This window comes from Methylobacterium sp. Leaf466 (assembly GCF_001425565.1).
Lineage (GTDB): Bacteria > Pseudomonadota > Alphaproteobacteria > Rhizobiales > Beijerinckiaceae > Methylobacterium.
This window is the reverse complement of record NZ_LMRC01000001.1, coordinates 263,850-280,400: the sequence shown is the minus strand read 5'-3', so window position 1 is coordinate 280,400 and position 16,551 is coordinate 263,850. Positions and strand designations below refer to the sequence as shown.

General features: G+C 69.7%; 14 protein-coding genes, 1 tRNA gene and 1 pseudogene. 4 read left to right on the top strand and 12 right to left on the bottom strand.

Features of this window, described 5'->3' with window-relative positions:
- Positions 1-78: 78 nt before the first annotated feature.
- Positions 79-732, bottom strand: a complete 654-nt coding sequence (locus tag ASG59_RS01115; RefSeq protein WP_055884068.1) for an ABC transporter ATP-binding protein — start codon at positions 730-732, stop codon at positions 79-81.
- A 245-nt stretch (positions 733-977) separates the two neighbouring features.
- On the opposite strand from ASG59_RS01115, the gene ASG59_RS01110 reads away from it, so the two are divergent.
- Positions 978-1,067, top strand: a tRNA-Ser gene (locus tag ASG59_RS01110).
- A gap of 917 nt (positions 1,068-1,984) precedes the next feature.
- Here the strand turns inward: ASG59_RS01110 and guaA are convergent.
- Positions 1,985-3,541 (bottom strand): glutamine-hydrolyzing GMP synthase, encoded by a 1,557-nt coding sequence (gene guaA, locus ASG59_RS01105; RefSeq protein ID WP_055884065.1) that lies wholly within the window; start codon positions 3,539-3,541, stop codon positions 1,985-1,987.
- A gap of 138 nt (positions 3,542-3,679) precedes the next feature.
- Here guaA and ASG59_RS01100 point away from each other — a divergent pair, with 138 nt between their 5' ends.
- The gene (locus ASG59_RS01100; RefSeq protein ID WP_055884062.1) at positions 3,680-3,910 is read left to right on the top strand and encodes a hypothetical protein; all 231 of its coding nucleotides are present in this window, start codon (positions 3,680-3,682) and stop codon (positions 3,908-3,910) included.
- Positions 3,911-4,005: 95 nt separating this feature from the next.
- Here the strand turns inward: ASG59_RS01100 and ASG59_RS01095 are convergent, their stop codons facing one another.
- The 4 genes from ASG59_RS01095 to ASG59_RS01080 all read right to left on the bottom strand — a co-directional run bounded on the left by ASG59_RS01095 (position 4,006) and on the right by ASG59_RS01080 (position 8,410).
- Complete coding sequence (locus ASG59_RS01095; protein WP_055884059.1) at positions 4,006-5,097, bottom strand: DUF808 domain-containing protein; 1,092 nt, start codon at positions 5,095-5,097, stop codon at positions 4,006-4,008.
- Between the two features lie 125 nt (positions 5,098-5,222).
- On the bottom strand, positions 5,223-5,966 hold the full coding sequence (locus tag ASG59_RS01090; protein WP_055884056.1) for a sulfite exporter TauE/SafE family protein: 744 nt from the start codon (positions 5,964-5,966) through the stop codon (positions 5,223-5,225).
- A gap of 73 nt (positions 5,967-6,039) precedes the next feature.
- The gene (locus tag ASG59_RS01085; protein WP_056406482.1) at positions 6,040-7,029 is read right to left on the bottom strand and encodes an alpha/beta hydrolase; all 990 of its coding nucleotides are present in this window, start codon (positions 7,027-7,029) and stop codon (positions 6,040-6,042) included.
- Between the two features lie 88 nt (positions 7,030-7,117).
- Positions 7,118-8,410 carry an RsmB/NOP family class I SAM-dependent RNA methyltransferase gene (locus ASG59_RS01080; protein ID WP_056406480.1) on the bottom strand — a complete coding sequence of 431 codons (1,293 nt, stop codon included), beginning with the start codon at positions 8,408-8,410 and terminating at the stop codon, positions 7,118-7,120.
- A 147-nt stretch (positions 8,411-8,557) separates the two neighbouring features.
- On the opposite strand from ASG59_RS01080, the gene ASG59_RS20855 reads away from it, so the two are divergent.
- The gene (locus ASG59_RS20855) at positions 8,558-8,731 is read left to right on the top strand and encodes a hypothetical protein (RefSeq protein WP_200945903.1); all 174 of its coding nucleotides are present in this window, start codon (positions 8,558-8,560) and stop codon (positions 8,729-8,731) included.
- Between the two features lie 3 nt (positions 8,732-8,734).
- On the opposite strand, the gene panE is transcribed toward ASG59_RS20855, so the two are convergent.
- The 4 genes from panE to ASG59_RS01055 all read right to left on the bottom strand — a co-directional run bounded on the left by panE (position 8,735) and on the right by ASG59_RS01055 (position 12,738).
- A complete protein-coding gene (gene panE / locus ASG59_RS01070; protein WP_056406477.1) occupies positions 8,735-9,676 on the bottom strand; it encodes a 2-dehydropantoate 2-reductase in 942 nt (313 codons plus the stop codon).
- A 73-nt stretch (positions 9,677-9,749) separates the two neighbouring features.
- A complete protein-coding gene (locus ASG59_RS01065) occupies positions 9,750-10,181 on the bottom strand; it encodes an MAPEG family protein (RefSeq protein ID WP_056284836.1) in 432 nt (143 codons plus the stop codon).
- Between the two features lie 7 nt (positions 10,182-10,188).
- Positions 10,189-11,682: an IMP dehydrogenase gene (gene guaB / locus ASG59_RS01060; RefSeq protein ID WP_056406474.1), complete on the bottom strand. Its 1,494-nt coding sequence runs from the start codon at positions 11,680-11,682 to the stop codon at positions 10,189-10,191.
- Between the two features lie 171 nt (positions 11,683-11,853).
- On the bottom strand, positions 11,854-12,738 hold the full coding sequence (locus ASG59_RS01055) for a DUF3313 domain-containing protein (protein ID WP_055884716.1): 885 nt from the start codon (positions 12,736-12,738) through the stop codon (positions 11,854-11,856).
- 316 nt (positions 12,739-13,054) lie between these two features.
- Here ASG59_RS01055 and ASG59_RS01050 point away from each other — a divergent pair.
- Positions 13,055-14,467: pseudogene (locus tag ASG59_RS01050) on the top strand (DHA2 family efflux MFS transporter permease subunit); the annotation flags it as partial.
- A gap of 1 nt (position 14,468) precedes the next feature.
- Here ASG59_RS01050 and ASG59_RS01045 read toward each other — a convergent pair.
- Together ASG59_RS01045 and ASG59_RS01040 are read right to left on the bottom strand one after the other, a co-directional pair.
- A complete protein-coding gene (locus ASG59_RS01045) occupies positions 14,469-14,984 on the bottom strand; it encodes a DoxX family protein (protein WP_056406470.1) in 516 nt (171 codons plus the stop codon).
- A gap of 69 nt (positions 14,985-15,053) precedes the next feature.
- Positions 15,054-16,388 carry a multidrug effflux MFS transporter gene (locus tag ASG59_RS01040; protein ID WP_244475591.1) on the bottom strand — a complete coding sequence of 445 codons (1,335 nt, stop codon included), beginning with the start codon at positions 16,386-16,388 and terminating at the stop codon, positions 15,054-15,056.
- Between the last annotated feature and the right edge of the window lie 163 nt (positions 16,389-16,551).

The following is a 16,551-nucleotide window of genomic DNA, read 5'->3' as shown; positions in this document are numbered from 1 at the left end:
GCCACCGAGCGTCGCCGCAGCCTCCGCCTAGGGGCAGCACGCGGCAAAACCATGGCCGGATCGCGGCCGGCCGGGCGGTCAGGCGTTCAAGCGCCGGTAGACCTCGACCGCGTCGTTGATGTCCTCGTAGACGATCGCCCGCCCGTTGATGATCACGATGCCCTGGGTGCACCATTCCCGCAGGGTCTCCATGGAGTGCGAGACCATGATCACGTCCGCGTTCTGTCGACGGGCGGCGAAGGCCTCGGTGCAGCGCCGCTGGAATCGGGAATCGCCTACGGCCGTGACCTCGTCGATGAGATAGCAATCGAACGGGATCGCCATGCTCATGCCGAACGCGAGGCGCGAGCCCATGCCTGAGGAATAGGTCTTGATCGGTACGTCGAGGTAGCTGCCGAGCTCGGAGAAATCCTCGACGAACTCGAGCACCTTCCTCGGGTCCTCGCCGTAGATCCTAGCGACGAAGATGACGTTCTCGCGGCCCGTCATGGCGGGATGGAACCCACCGGCGAACCCGAGCGGCCAAGACACCCTCAGGTTGCGATGGATCTTCCCCCGCGTCGCGTCCTCCGTACCGGAGATCAGCCGCATGGTGGTGGACTTGCCGGCACCGTTGATGCCCAAAATGCCGTAGCTGGTTCCGGGCCGAAGGGTGAAGGACGCTCGCTCCAGGATGGTGCGGCGATGGCCGTTGGTCCGGTAGATCTTGGTGACGTTCTCGAAGCGGATCACCGTCGGATATGCTCCTGAAGGCGACGCGGCTCACCGGAGTCGGATCGCGTGGCAGACTCATGCTGCGATGAAAGCGGCGATTCTGAGAATGTCCGGTCCGCCCCTCGGCTTGGACGATCGGCTCCGGTCGCTGGCGTCTCTTGCTCGCGAGCGCCTTGCACCAGAGCGCCGCGCCTTGTACAGCACGCCACCCGATGCCGAGGCGTCGCCGCTGCGACGCGGCGGTCGCATCCCGCATAGGGCCCGGAGGGGTGGCCGAGTGGTTGAAGGCGCACGCCTGGAAAGTGTGTATACCGGAAACGGTATCGCGGGTTCGAATCCCGCTCCCTCCGCCAAGTGGCTATAAACCACTGTCAATAGCCGTCCTTTAGCGCCCGACCTCGACCCACGCGCCGACACGGTGTCACCTTGGCCGTCGGGAGCGATGCCAACGGTGCCTTCGCCGATTATCTGCGATGTCGCTGGGCCGTCCGCCTGCGGGTTCCCACTCATCTCGTAGCTCACCGTGGGGCAGCAGCACCTCGTCAGAGCCCTCGACACCGCCAGCGAAGCGGTAGCGCGCCAGCGACGCCGGATTGCGCTCTCATCACTGTGGGATTGGAGCAGCGCTCAGACCGTCTGACACCGTTTCAGGTTGATGAGTTCGGCCTGGCAGGCCGTGGCCACCGGCGGACGAGTGTGGTGGCTCTCACGGTGTCTGGCTGAGCTCCGAGGTCGCGGCAATGTTGCTCGATGCGGTCTTGGATCTCGGTGAGGCGGTCGAAATACCGGTTGACGATGGGTTCGTCGCCGAGCCGCCAGAAGTGCTTTGCCGGCTGGAATTCGGGCGTGCAGGGCGGCAGGGAGGCGAACCGCAGACCTTTCCACGCGCGGTCCGGGTTCAGTGTCCCAGCCGGCATCATCGAGCGGCAGGGTGATGGTGCGTCGTGGATCTGCGCCGGCCTCGCGGGCGAACAATGCCGACAGGCGCTCGACGACCGGCTTGGTGACGCCGTTGCCGAAGCCAGCGCGACACGCAACCGGTCACGGCGGCCACCTCCGGCATCGTCTGTCCCCGGACCCCGGAAGCCAGATCGCCTGGTCGTGCAGCGCCGCGCACGCGTCCTTATTCGTACGCGCCCGCCGGCCCGATTCCTCGACGCTCGGATGGTCGACGATGTGAGCCTTGTCCGCCTCCGCAAGACAATGCCGAGGCTAGATCCATGATCCCCTGAAGAGGAATCCCACCCGGATCAATCCGCCGAAACCAGTGTCATTCCCACTCGATCGTGCCGGGGGGCTTCGAGGTGATGTCGTAGGTCACCCGGTTGATGCCCTTGACCTCGTTGATGATCCGGGTGGCGACCCGGCCGAGGAAGGCCATGTCGAAGGGATAGAAATCCGCCGTCATGCCGTCGACGGAGGTGACCGCGCGGAGCGCACAGACGTGGTCGTAGGTGCGGCCGTCGCCCATCACGCCCACCGTCTTGACCGGCAGGATCACCGCGAAGGCCTGCCAGATGGTGTCGTAGAGGCCGGCCTTGCGGATCTCGTCGAGATAGATCGCGTCGGCCTTGCGCAGGGCGTCGAGCTTCTCGCCCGTGATGACGCCGGGGCAGCGGATGGCCAGCCCCGGGCCGGGGAAGGGGTGGCGGCCGACGAAGGCCTCGGGCAGCCCGAGTTCCTTGCCGAGCACCCGGACCTCGTCCTTGAACAATTCACGCAGGGGCTCGACGAGCTGCATGTTCATGCGCTCGGGCAGGCCGCCGACGTTGTGGTGGCTCTTGATGGTGACGCTGGGGCCGCCGGTGAACGAGACGCTCTCGATCACGTCGGGGTAGAGGGTGCCCTGGGCGAGGAAGCGGGCGCCGCCGATCTTCTTCGCTTCGGCGTCGAACACGTCGATGAACAGGCGCCCGATGGTCTTGCGCTTGATCTCGGGGTCGCTGACGCCCTCCAGCTCGCCCAGGAACAGGTCCTGCGCCTGCACATGCACGAGCGGGATGTTGTAGTGGTCGCGAAACAGTCGCACGACCTCCTCGGCCTCGCCCATGCGCAGCAGGCCGTGGTCCACGAACACGCAGGTGAGCTGGTCGCCGATGGCCTCATGGATCAGGACCGCCGCCACCGAGGAATCGACGCCTCCCGAGAGGCCGCAGATGACCTTCTCCGTGCCCACCTGCTCGCGAATCTTGGCGATCGCCTCCTCGCGGTAGACGCCCATGGTCCAGTCGCCCGAGCAGCCGGCGATGTCGCGCACGAAGTTGCGAATCAGGAGCGCCCCGTGGGGCGTGTGCGCCACCTCCGGGTGGAACTGGACCGCGTAGTAGTTCCGCGCCTCGTCCGCGACGGCGGCGAAGGGCGCGTTCTTCGACATGGCGACGGTGGTGAAGCCGTCGGGCAGCTTGGTGACGCGGTCGCCGTGGCTCATCCAGACGGGGTAGTGCTCGCCAACGTGCCAGACGCCCTTGAACAGGGGGCAATCCGACAGGATCTCGATCTCGGCGCGGCCGAATTCGGCATGGTGCCCGGCCTCGACCTCGCCGCCGAGCTGGGCCGCCATGGTCTGCTGGCCGTAGCAGATTCCGAACACCGGCACGCCCGAATCGAAGATGACCTGCGGCGTGCGGGGTGAGGCGTCCGTCGTCACCGATTCCGGCCCGCCCGACAGGATCACGCCCTTGGGGATCGCATCCGCGAAGGCTTCGGCCGCTTTCGTGAAGGGCACGATCTCGCAATAGACGCCCTCCTCGCGCACCCGCCGCGCGATGAGCTGCGTCACCTGGGAGCCGAAGTCGACGATGAGGATCTTGTCGTGGTCGGTATTCATGGACCCGGAGTTAGACGAGGCGCCTCGCGGGTGCAACGCGCCCGCTCACGTCCGCGCGACCGAGCCCGAGGATTAATCGGGCGTTCATGCCCGGTCGGCGAAACGGCGCCCCCCAGCAACGAACAGGAGCCTCAGTCCATGAGAGCAACCATCCTCGGGATCGCCGCCATCGCCCTCGCCGGTCTCGCCATGCCGGCCCAGGCCGCGCCCTTGAGCGTCGGCACCGGGTTCGCGCCGGACAATGCCATCGAACAGGCCCGGGTCGTGCGGCGCACCGTGGTGCGTGGTCCCCGCTGCAAGACGGTGATTACCAAGCGTCGCGGGCCGCTCGGCCGCGTCACGGTGGTGCGCAAGCGCCAGTGCTTCTAATCGATGCGGCGCCGTCCCGAATGACGGCGCCCCACCCATGACGAGGATGGTCCCGTCACCACGGGGCCATCCGATCCGGCCCGGGCGGATGTCCCTCAGGCGGAGTCCGACACCCGCCGCGACGGCGTCTCCGGCGCGGCCTTGGACTTGAACAGCCCCATCACCTTAGCGGCCACCGGCACGATCAGGTACTGGGCGACCGGGATCGTCGCCGCCCCGATGGCGAGCCCGAGCACCCCCGACAGGGCGGCCGTGACGAGCCATTCCACGACCGCGGCCATGGCCGGGACCAGGCCCGCCGCCCACAGGGCCGCCGCGTGGACGATGTGGCTCGGCCCCTTCACGCCGTAGTCCTCGAGGCCGTGCAGGATGATGCCGCCGCCGACCCAGAGCATCGCCGCCGTGCCCACGATGGCGAGGACGGTGAGGAAATACGGCATGGCGACCACGAGGCCGCGCCCGAACCCTCGGGTGATCGGCGCCAGGCCGCGATCGGCTCCCGAGGGAGCGGCCGTGACCGGAACGGTCCGCAGGCCGAGCAGGCTCGAGGCCGGACGGTCGTTCACGGCCAGCGCCATCCCGGCGTCGTCGGCCTTCACGATGAGGGCCACGAACCCGTAGACGAGGAGGGTCACGCCCAGCGCCACGACGGCGAGGATGGTCGCCTGCATCGTCACGGACGTCGTGCCGAGGGAGGCGAGCGTCAGGGCCATGACCTCGGCCGAGAGGATGAAATCGGTCTGGATGGCGCTGCGGACGCGCTGGTCCTCCTGGGCCTTGGCGTCCTCCTTGGAGGCGCCGATCGCCGTCTCGTGGCGTTCGGCCTGATGCGGCATGACGGCGTGCAGCACCTTCTCCGCGCCCTCGTAGCAGAGGTAGATGCCGCCGAGCATGAGCAGGGGCGTGATCGCCCAGGGCGCGAAGAAGCTCAGCGCCAGGGCGCCGGGAAGCAGGAACAGGAACTTGTTCTTCAGCGATCCCATCGCGATCCGGCCGACGATCGGCACCTCGCGGGCGGCGGCGAAGCCGACGACGTAGCGCGGCGTGACGGCGGCGTCGTCGATGACGATGCCCAGCGCCTTGGTCCCGGCCTTGGCCGATTGCGCGGCGACGTCGTCCAGGGAGGCGGCGGCGACCTTGGCCAGCGCCACCACGTCGTCGATGATTGCGATCAGCCCGATACTCAACGGCGTTGTCCTTCAAATCTGTCTGCGGCCGGCCGGCGGCCGCCCGGTGCGCACGAACAACGAGACAGGCCGCCGAAAGATCGATGGCGTCATGGTCTTCGTTGTCCGCTCGTCTGCATAGCCCCTTATCGCAACGTCGGGAGGGTCGTCGCGATCAGAACGAAGCCCGAGGCGGTCAGGAGCGACAGGATCACGGTGCGAAAGGTCTCCTCGCTGAAGCGGCGGTAGAGCCGGGCACCCACGAGGGCGGGACACAGTACGGCGAGGGCGACGGCCGGGAACAGCGCGAAGGCCTCGGCCGGCACGGCATCGACCGCGACGTAGGTCGTCAGGGTGACGGCGTGCATCACCAGGTTGAACCCCTGGAAGACACCGCGCTGCGTGTCGCGGTCCCAACCGCGCAGGGTCGCCCAGAGCGTCGGAGCCGGCCCGGTGAGGCCGCCGAGGCCACCCATGATGCCGCCGACGACACCCACCGCACTGTCCGCGATGCGACCGCCCCAGGCGATGCGGGGCAGGTCCCGCGCAAACAGCATGATCGGGCACCAGACCGCCAGGAGGATGCCGATGGCGAGCTTGAAATGGCGCGGGTCGACCACCTGCAACAGGGCGACGCCGATGGGGACGCCGAGGATGCCGCCCGCCACGAAGGGCAGGAGGCGCTTCGGATCGAGACTCCGCCGGATCGCCCCGAGCGAGAGGAGCTGGCCGATCAGCGAGCCGAACACCACCAGGGGCCCGGTCAGCACCGGATCGAGGGACCACGCCCAGACCGCCATCGTCACGAGCCCGAACGAGGTTCCCGACAGGCCCTGGACGAAGCCGCCGGCGGCGGCCCCCAGCATCACGATGCCTGTCTGCGGGTCCATCGGGTCTCCTCGACATGGGCGTAACGCGTGCGGCAGGGGGCGTCGGCGGCCTGTGTCGCGCGATTCCACATCCTCACGCGCGTAAGAATCCGCGTCGGCGCATCCAGGTGAGGAACAGCCCCGGCCAGGCCGCCGCCGGCGAGCCCGGCACGCCGAGGCCGTAGCCGTGGCCGCCCCGTTCGAACAGGTGCAGTTCGACGGGGACGAGGGCGCGGCGCAGGGCCGAGAACATCACGAGGGAGTTGTCGACGACCGCGATCGGGTCGTCGGCCGATTGGGACAGGAAGATCGGCGGACCACGCTCGCGCACGTGGCTGTCGACGGAATGCGCCGCAGCCTCTTCCAATGTTGGGGACTCGCCGACGAGGACGCGGCGCGTCGAGGTGCGGTCGAAGGGCGGCCTCAGGGTGATGACCGGGTAGATGAGGCCGGCCAGATCGGGCCGGGGCGAAACGTCGTCCCGCGCATCCACGGCGGCGTAGAGGGCATCCGCCGAGCGGACCGCGGCCTCTCCCATCAGGTGGCCGCCCGCCGAGAAGCCGAGCACGCCGATCCGCTGCGGGTCGACGGCAAAGCGGGAAGCCTCGGACCGCACGAAGCGCAGGGCCCGCTGCACGTCCTGGATCGGCGCGACCGGCCCCGCCGCCCAGCCCTCGCCCGGCAGCCGGTAGATCAGGACGAACGCGGTGACGCCGGAGGCGGCCAGCCAATTGGCCACGGGAACACCCTCGTTGCCGATGTCGATGCGGCGGTAGCCGCCGCCGGCGGCCACCAGCATCGCCGCGCCGTTGGGTCTGGCCGCCCGCATCACCAGGAGGCAGGGGCGGGTCACGTTGGTGATCACGCCCTCGCGGGTCTCGTCGAAGCGTCCGTCGGCGGCAACGGGGCCGCCGCCGCCGGGGGGCGGGCCGGGCCAGAGGTCGAGGATCTCGAGGTCGGCACCGGGGGAGGCCAGGACGCCCGATCGCGGTGGGACGGGGGACGGCGCCTGAGCCTGCGCTTCCCGGGTCGTCGACAGGGCCGCGGCCAGGCCGGTGATGACGTCGCGACGGGCGAGCCTCATGCGGGTTCGCGCGATGTCGGATGGGCGGATGAAAGGCACGGGAGCGGACGCTCGGGGGGCCGGGAGTCTCCGCGCCGCACCTCCCGCATCAGCGCACCCGCTCGAGGGTGGCGACGTAGAAGCCGTCTGTTCCCGTCAGGCCCGGGCTCATCTGAAGCCCGAAAGTCGTCAGCCTGACGGCAGGACGAAGCGCGTCCCCGACGATGCCGGCGGCGGGGACGATGGCGAAGGCGTCGTCGTGTCGCCCGAGGAAGCCGGCGATGGCGCCGTCGTTCTCGGCCGGGAACAGCGAGCAGGTCACGTAGGTGATGCGCCCGCCCGGCCGTACCAGCCGCGCCGCCCGGTCGAGGACGCCGGCCTGGTCCTGGAGGCGGGCGGCCAGGGCGCCGGGCCTGACGCGCCACTTGGCGTCCGGATTGCGCCGCCAGGTGCCCGAGCCGGTGCAAGGCGCATCCACGAGTACGCGGTCGACCTCACCGTCGAGGTCGCCGAGGACGTCGGCGCGGGCGCGCCCGGCGCGCGGCGTCCTCACCTCGGCGACGGCGCCGGAGCGGCGCAGGCGCTCGTGGATCGGGGCGAGCCGGCGGGGATCGTCGTCGCTGGCGATGAGCCGGCCGGCATTGCCCATGGCGGCGGCCAGCGCCAGGGTCTTGCCGCCGCCGCCGGCACACAGATCGACCACCGTCTCGCCGGCCCTGGCGCCACAGAGGAGCCCGGCGAGCTGCGAGCCTTCGTCCTGGATCTCGTACCAGCCGTCGAGAAACTCAGGCTCCACGTGGAGGGCCGGCCCGCGCCCGTCCTCGCCCAGCGGGATGCGCAGGCCGTGGGGGGCATGCGGTGTCGGCTGGGCGGCCAGATGCGAAAGACCCGCCAGCGCCTCCCCGCGGCTGCGCTGAAGCGTGTTGATCCTGATATCGAGTGGCGCACGTCGGCCGAGCGCCCGCAATTCGTCGTGGAGCGCGTCGCCGAACACGTCCGTGAGGGCCGGCAGCACCCACTCCGGCACGTCGCCGGCGATGGCCGGAGGGGCCTCGGCCAACGAACCTTCGGTGAGGGCCCGGCGCTCGTCCGTCGTCAGGGGAGGGGGGGCGAAACGCTCACCCGAGAACAGGCCGGCGATGATCGGTTCGGCGAGCCCGTACTGAAGCCGCAGCATGCCGGCGACGACGGCGCGCGGCGTGTCCGCCCCCATGATCCAGGCGGCCGAGGCGCGCCGGCGCAGGGCGTCGTAGACGAGGCTGGCGATGGCGGCCCGGTCGCCGGAGCCGGCGAAACGGTGGCCGAGCCCCCAATCCTTGAGGGCGTCGGCGGCAGGGCGGCGGCGGTCGGCGATATCCGCCAGGATGTCGATGGCGGCGGACAGGCGGGCGGGTGGGGTCAGCGGTCGATCCTCGAAACGGCGTCGTCTGCCGCGATACGGCCACGCTTACGCCCAAAGCCCAGCATAGGCCGTCCTGGTGTCCGGTGCGAACCGCGATCGGACGCGGGGCCGTTTTTGCCTGTGACCATCCGGAGCTGCGAAGCCACCATGCCGTCCGTCATCCTGCCGCCCGTCGTCAAACTCACCGTCGCGAGCCTCGCCCTGGTCGCGCTCGCCGCCTGCGCCAGCGCGCCGCCGCCGGACCTGACCCCGCCCCCGGCCAAGCCCTACGACGCCAAGACCCAGCTCGAATACGGCGGACCGCGCAGTCCGCGCTCCTGAGCCTCAGGCCTTCGCGCGCTCGCGGCGGCGCTCGTAGGCCTTGAGATGGGTATAGGCCTGCCCCAGGAGGGGGCAGGCGGCGGGATCTGCCGCCCGGGCGATCAGGTCGCCGACGATGTGGTCGGCCTCGATTCTGGCCCCGTTCTCGATATCGCGCAGCATCGAGGCGGTGAAGGCCGAGCCCTCCGCCGTGAGGATGCCGCGCCCGCTGCGCACGGGCTTCTCGCGTGGGGTCCGGCCGGCGGCGGACGCGATGGCGATGCACTCGTCGTAGAGCCCGTTGACGAAGGCGAGCCCGCCCGGTGCGCCGACGATATCGCCGATGGTGGCGCGCATCAGGCAGGTCGATCCGGCCAGCGTGGCCAGGAAGACCCATTTTTCCCACATCTCCAGCACGATGGTCTCGCTCAGGCGCGGCTGGAAGCGCACGCCCTCCATCAGGGCTTCGACGGCCAGGATGCGCGGCGTGCGAGAGCCGTCGCGCTCGCCGTAGGTCAGGGTATGGAGGTCGTTCATCTGCCGGATCTCGCCGGCCGGTCCGAGCGTCGAGACGATGGCGCATGAACCGCCGAGCACGCGACCCGGCCCGAATGCGGCGTCGAGGGCGTCGAGGTGGCGCATGCCGTTGAGGATCGGCAACACGGCGGTGGCCTCTCCGACCGCCGGCGCGACGTCGGCGATGGCGCCGTCGAGATCGTAGGCCTTGCAGCTCAGGAGGACGAGGTCGAAACCGTCGCCCCGCCCGGCGGCGAGGTCGGCCGCGATGACGGTCTTGGGCGCCGGGATATGGATGTCGCCCACCGGGCTCTTCACGACGAGGCCGTCGGCCGCCAGGACTTCCGCTCGGCGCGGCCGGACCAGGAAGGTGACGTCGCGGCCCGCCTCGGCCAGGCGCGCTCCGAAATATCCACCGGTGGCACCGGCGCCGACAACGAGCACGCGCATGGGAGGCTTTCCGACAAGACCCTGACTGGGCCCTCCTTATCGGAGAAGGCGCGCGGTGTTCCAGGCCGGGCGCTCAGATTCCGGCAGGCGCCAGGACGATTCGGACGGCGAAGACGATCCACATGGCCGCCAGCGCCACGAAACCCGCCAGATAGGCGCGGAAGCGGTGAGGGATGTGGTTCGTGGTGATGTAGACGCCCGCATGGACGACGCGGGTCGCCACGAACACCCACGACAGCACCACGAACAGGAGGTCCGCCTTCTTCGTGAGAATCGCGAGCGGCACCAGCACCAAGAACAGCACCGGGAGCTCGAACTGGTTCGAGAACGCGTTGGCGGCCTGCTGCGCACGGGCCGGCCAGTTGCGCTGGCCGAGACCGACGTCTCCGGCCTCGACCGTGCCGGCCCTGACCTCCGCGAAGCGGACGCGCCCCATCCACAGCAGCAGGGCGAAGATCAGCGCGACCTGAACGAAGACGGGGGCGAGGACGGCCTGGATGGTCATGACCGCATCACGCCCGTCCGGGATAGTTCGGGCTCTCGCGGGTGATCGTCACGTCGTGGACGTGGCTCTCGCGCAAGCCGGCGTTGGTGATGCGCACGAACTGGGCCTTGTCCTGGAACTCGGGGATCGTCGGCGCGCCGACATAGCCCATCGCGGCGCGCAGGCCGCCGGCGAGCTGGTGCAGCACCGCCGCCACGGGGCCCTTGTAGGGCACCTGGCCCTCGATACCCTCCGGCACGAGCTTGTGGGTGTCGCTGACCTCGGCCTGGAAGTAGCGATCGGCGGAACCGCGCGCCATGGCGCCCACCGATCCCATGCCGCGGTAGCTCTTGTAGGAGCGGCCCTGGTGCAGGAACACCTCGCCCGGGGCCTCGTCGGTGCCGGCGAGCAGCGAGCCGAGCATGGCGACGGAGGCGCCCGCCGCGATCGCCTTGGCGAGATCGCCGGAATATTTGATGCCACCGTCGGCGATCACCGGCACGTCGGCGCGGTCGGCGGCCTCCACTGCCTCCATCAGGGCGGTGAGCTGGGGCACGCCGACACCGGCGACGATGCGGGTTGTGCAGATCGAGCCCGGCCCGATGCCGACCTTGATCGCGTCGGCGCCAGCATCGATCAGCGCCTGTGCCCCGTCGCGGGTGGCGACGTTGCCGGCCACGATCTGCACGGTGTTGGAGAGCTGCTTCACCCGGCGCACGGCGTCGAGCACCTTGATCGAGTGGCCGTGTGCGGTGTCGACCACGATCACGTCGCAGCCGGCATCGATCAGGCGTTCCGCCCGCTCGAAACCGTTGTCGCCTGTGGTGGTGGCGGCGGCCACCCGCAGGCGGCCCTGCTCGTCCTTGACCGCGCCCGGGTAGGCGACCTGCTTCTCGATGTCCTTGACGGTGATGAGGCCGATGCAGCGGTAGTGATCGTCAACGACGAGCAGCTTCTCGATCCGGAACTGGTGGAGCAGGCGCTTGGCCTCGTCCTGGTTCACCCCCTCGCGCACTGTGATGAGACGGTCGCGGGTCATCAGCTCGGCCACCGTCTCGGACGGGTTGGTGGCGAAGCGCACGTCGCGGTTGGTGAGGATGCCGACGAGTTTGCCGCGCGAGCCGTTGGGGCCGCGCTCCACCACCGGGATGCCGGAGATGCGGTTGCGCTTCATCAGGGAGAAGGCGTCGGCCAGGGTCTCGTCGGGGTGGATGGTGATGGGGTTGAGCACCATGCCCGACTCGTATTTCTTGACGAGGCGGACCTGCTCGGCCTGCTCGTGCGGCTCGAGGTTGCGGTGGATCACGCCCATGCCGCCGTTCTGGGCCATGGCGATGGCCATCGGCGCCTCGGTGACGGTGTCCATGGCCGAGGCCAGGATCGGCAGGTTGAGGTAGATCGCCCGCGTCAGGCGGGACGCGACGCTGACCTCCGTCGGCATCACCGATGAGGCGGCGGGGCGCAGAAGCACGTCGTCGAAGGTCAGGCCCTCGGTGATCGAGTCTGCTGTGATGCGGGCCATGAACCAACTCCCAAAAGGGTGAGCGACGCCGCCCCGCGCGGGCGGGTCGGCGTGAATGAGTTGGCACGGGGCGATATCATGGCGCCTGCGGCAGCGCAAAGCTCCGAATGTCGCGACGGCACAGGAAAGATGCCCTCGCAGGGCACCCATGCTTCGACCGCTGCATCACCGTCAATCGACGAAGGGCCGTGCGCCCTTGTCGGTCCAGTCGGGCGGTAGGCCGAGATAGTCGCCGATGATGCCGTCGATGCCCGGGGCACGACCGAACCGCTCGCAATCGGGATCGAGGGGGCGTTCGCCGAGCACGGTGACGCGGATGCGGTTGAGGTTCGGGATCGCGTAGGGCGCCTTGAACGGATCGACGCCGGTGGCGAGGAAACCGCCGAAGTCCTGGCCGAACTCGCCGGCCAGATCGTAGGCGTCGCTGGCGGGCGAGAACCGGGCCTGGTTGGTGAAGGCGTTGGCGGCCCCGCCCCAGACCATGGCGGCGCGCTGCTGGTTGCGCCGATCGAGCGCCTCGGCCTCCACGGTGAGGCTGCCCAGGCCGATCGGGATGCGCGGAATCGGCACGCGTCCCACGGAGGTTGCGAAACCGACGCCGAGCTGCGAGGCGACGCTGATCCCCGCCGAGGTGGCGATGGTGGTCCCGGCCGCCGGGACGTTGGTGCTGGCAAAGCGTGTGACCACCGCACGCACGGTGAGGTCGGCCTTCCGGGTGGAGACCACGTCGTAGCGCAGCGAGAGCTCGTAGCAGAGCGCCCGGTCGGCGGCATTGGCGATCAGGCGGCGTTCGACGTCGTCGATGTCCGGCCCCGCGACGGAAACGGGAAACTCGGCGGGAATGATGCGGACGGTGCGGGCCTCGGCCAGCGCCGCGGTGTCGACGTAGAGCCTGGCACGGGTGGTCGATTCCGAACTCGCCTCGAGTCGGTCGTAGCGCGTCAACGATCCGGTCTCGTTGAGGAGGATGGTGCCGCATCCGGCAAGCAGCGCCGTCACGCCGATACCGGCCGCGGCCTTCGCCCATCGCCCACGGCCTTCGAACCTTCGCAACATCCACATACTTTCGCCGGACTCAAGGTCGCTTCGTGGTGTCAGCGGGTGCAATGCGCCATGGCGCAGGGCAACGACCGGACGGCCACGTCGCGTCTTTCCACAATCTATCCACGCCAAGCTTGCGCGGGAAGGTGACCCGACCCCACCCCGGCCCTCCTAGCGCGCGGCTGTGTCCATCGGGCAACGCCATGCCCCCGCACGTCCGGTCGCCCGCGGTCATCCAGGGCAACCGTGAAAGCCCCGTTTTGCGTTAGGAGATCCCCCCGTCCGGCGTCGATCCCGCGACACCGGCGTCCCTGCCTCCGCGAAAGCCGCTTCCCACCGTCCGATGCGAAATTCCCAGATCGTCCCCCTTGTCGTCGCCACCGCCCTGTTCATGGAGAACACCGATTCGACGGTGATCGCCACGGCACTGCCGGCTATCGCCGCGAGCCTCGGGGAGGACCCGATCGCCCTGAAGCTGGCGCTCACCGCCTACCTCGTCAGTCTCGCGATCTTCATCCCGATCAGCGGCTGGATGGCCGACCGCTACGGCGCGCGCACCATCTTCCGGGCGGCCCTCCTGGTGTTCATGGCCGGTTCGCTGGCCTGCGCCGCATCGAACTCCCTGTCCCAGTTCGTGGCCGCGCGGTTCCTGCAAGGGCTCGGCGGGGCGATGATGGTGCCGGTGGGGCGCCTCGTGATCCTGCGCAGCGTGCCCAAGAACGAACTCGTCAGCGCGCTCGCCTACCTCACCATCCCCGCGCTGATCGGCCCGATCATGGGGCCGCCGCTGGGCGGGCTCATCACCACAAGCCTCGACTGGCGCTGGATCTTCTTCATCAACATCCCGATCGGCATCGCCGGGATCGTGCTCGCGAGCCTCTACTTCGAGAACCTGAAGGAGCCCGAGCGTCCGCCCCTCGACGTCGTCGGTTTCCTGCTCTCGGGATTGGGCCTCGCCACGCTCATGCTCGGCATCGCCTCGAGCGGCCGGCACCTCTTGCCGGAGGGCGTGTCCTGGGGCTGCCTCGGTGCCGGCGTCGTCCTGCTGGCGCTCTACCTGCGCCATTCGCGCCGGGTCGCCCATCCGGTGATCCGCCTCGACCTCCTGCGCCATTCGACCTTCCGCGCGGCGGTGACCGGGGGCAGCCTGTTCCGGATCGGCACCGGGGCGATTCCGTTCCTGCTGCCGCTTCTGTTCCAGATCGGGTTCGGCCTCGATGCCCTGCAATCGGGCCTGCTCACCTTCGCGGCGGCGGCCGGTGCGCTCCTGATCAAGCTCATCGGCCCGCGTATCCTGCGGGCCTACGGCTTTCGCCGGGTCATGCTGGTGAACGCGATCCTCGCCTCTGCCTTCCTCGCGGTGAATGGGCTGTTCACGGCGCAGACGCCGCACGGCGTCATCGTCGCCGTTCTTCTCGTGGGCGGCTGCGTGCGGTCGCTGCAGTTCACCTGCGTCAACGCCCTGGCCTACGCCGATCTCGACAACCGCGACATGAGCGCGGCCACCAGTCTCGCCAGCGTCGCCCAGCAGCTGTCCCTGAGCCTCGGCGTCTCCATCGGAGCGCTGGCCCTGGAGGCGGCGGCCGGACGGGACGGACGCACCGCGATCGCGGCGGCTGACTTCTGGCCGGCCTTCGTCACGGTCGCGCTGATCTCGGCGACCTCGTTCCTGTCGTTCCGGCGCCTGTCGGCGGATGCGGGATCCGAGGTCTCGGGCCAGCGTCCCGCTCGCGACCGCGCCTGACTCAGGCGGCGGCTCTCGCGGGCTTTCGGCCGCTCGACGGCGCCCGGGTTCCGCGCCCGGCGGCCTTGGCCGGCACCGCCCGGGCGGCGGGACGCGATTCGCCCGACTCGCGACGGCGCCAGCCCTGCCAACTCCACCCTCCCGGACCGGCGAGGGCATAGAGGAGGAAGCCGCCCGCGAGACCGAGGTCGGCCAGAAACAGGGCGCGTTCGGTGAGGAAGTTGGCGCCCGAGAACTGCCAGAACGGATGCAGGAGCACCGCCATCGCCGCCGCGAAGGCCGCCAGCGCCACGCCGCTGATCGCCGGCAGAACGCCGAGGACGATCGCCAGCGGCCCGAACACCTGGACGATCACGGCGGCCGTGGCGACGCCGTTGGGCATCGGCACCCCGGCCCCGGCCAGCGTCAGGGCGAAACCCGAGACGTTGAGGGCCCGTGCCACCCCGGTCGGCAGCAGGGCGGCGGCCAGCAGCAGCCGCGAGGCGAGCAGCAGGAGGTTGTGGCTGCGACCGGTCACGTGGCGTCTCCGTCGGGGTTTTTCGAGCGGCCGCAGGATCGACGGTTTCCTTGAAGACCGCGTTAAGGATCAGCCCGCGACGCCCCCGCGAAACAGCCGGCCGCGCTCGGTCCAGGCCACCACCGCCAGGGCGAGGCCGCCGAGCACCGCATAACCGATGCCGATCGGCAGGACGCTGCCATCGAAGGCCTGGCCGATCACGAAGCCGCACATGGCACCCAGCAGCGTCGTGTAGAACCCCAGGACCGACGAGGCGGTGCCGGCGATCTCGCCGAGGGGCTGCAGCGCGAGCGCATTGAAGTTCGGCATCGCGAAGCTGATGAGGAACTGGTTGGCGCTCAAGACGGCCAGGAACAGGCCGAGCGGTGGCCTGCCCTGGTAGGCGAGGCCGAGCAGCACCTGGACCACGGCCACGGCCACGAACAGGCCGAGGCCGGCATGCGACAGGGTGCGCATGCCCAGACGCCTGACGATGCGGGCATTGACCAGCGTCGCCGCTCCCATCGCGCCGGCCACCAGCCCGAAGGCGAGGGGGAACAGCCCGCCGAGGTGATAGAGCCCGGTGTCGAACACCTGCTGGGCCGAGCCGACGTAGCCCATGATGCAGCCGGTGAGCAGGCCGAGCGCCGTGGCGTAGCCCACCGCGACGCGGGTACGCAGGGTCAGCCGCACGGCCTCGACCACCGCGGTCAGGGAGAACGGGCGGCGGTGCTGCGGATGCAGCGTCTCGGGCATCCGCATCGAGAACCACAGCGCCAGGATGCCGGCCAGCGCCAGCATCGAGACGAAGACGTAGTGCCACGAGCCGAGCAGGAGCATGGCGCCGCCGATGGCGGGGGCGATCATCGGCACGATCAGGAACACCATCATGATCAGCGACATCACGCTGGCCATCTCGCGGCCCGTGAAGCGGTCGCGCACGATGGCGCTCGAGAGCACCCGCCCCCCGGCCGCACCGATACCCTGGACGACGCGGGCGGCGAGCAGCCATTCGAAGGTCGGCGCCACCATGGCGAGGCCGCAGCCGGCCACGTAGATGACCAGGCTCCCGAGGAGGATCGGCCGGCGCCCGTAGGTGTCCGAGAGCGGCCCGTAGGCCAGTTGCGCCACACCGAACCCGATCATGTAGACGTAGATCAAGAGTTGCAGCCGGTTGGGGTCTGACAGGCCGAAGTGCGACTGCATGGCGGGAAAGGCCGGCAGCAGGTTGTCGATGGAGATCGCGGTCACCGCCATCATCAGCGCGACGATGCCGACGAATTCGCCGAAGCCCGGGCCCCTCCACTCGGGCCGCGTGCGTTCGGGCGCGGATGCCTCGACGATCGCCCGCATCTCGGGCGACGTCGCGACAGGTTCGCTCTGGAGCGAGGCCCCGCGTTCGGGCCGGGCCGCGATGACGGTCACGATGGGGGCGATCCTTTGGGGGCAATCCTTGCGCGGCGGGTCTTCCCCTGGCGCGGCGGTTCTTCGAGGCGAAAAGGTCGAGGCGCCGGCGAAGCGATGCCACGCCGGTCCATCCATCAATTCGGTCGATCGCCTGACGGATGCATCTATGTCCCGGCCCTGC

Coding starts and splice junctions, on each gene's coding strand:
- guaA (WP_055884065.1), bottom strand. CDS start 3,541: ATGAATACCGACCACGACAAGATCCTCATCGTCGACTTCGGCTCCCAG.
- ASG59_RS01065 (WP_056284836.1), bottom strand. CDS start 10,181: ATGACCATCCAGGCCGTCCTCGCCCCCGTCTTCGTTCAGGTCGCGCTG.
- panE (WP_056406477.1), bottom strand. CDS start 9,676: ATGCGCGTGCTCGTTGTCGGCGCCGGTGCCACCGGTGGATATTTCGGA.
- ASG59_RS20855 (WP_200945903.1), top strand. CDS start 8,558: ATGCCGTCCGTCATCCTGCCGCCCGTCGTCAAACTCACCGTCGCGAGC.
- ASG59_RS01090 (WP_055884056.1), bottom strand. CDS start 5,966: ATGGACCCGCAGACAGGCATCGTGATGCTGGGGGCCGCCGCCGGCGGC.
- ASG59_RS01085 (WP_056406482.1), bottom strand. CDS start 7,029: ATGAGGCTCGCCCGTCGCGACGTCATCACCGGCCTGGCCGCGGCCCTG.
- ASG59_RS01100 (WP_055884062.1), top strand. CDS start 3,680: ATGAGAGCAACCATCCTCGGGATCGCCGCCATCGCCCTCGCCGGTCTC.
- guaB (WP_056406474.1), bottom strand. CDS start 11,682: ATGGCCCGCATCACAGCAGACTCGATCACCGAGGGCCTGACCTTCGAC.
- ASG59_RS01055 (WP_055884716.1), bottom strand. CDS start 12,738: ATGTTGCGAAGGTTCGAAGGCCGTGGGCGATGGGCGAAGGCCGCGGCC.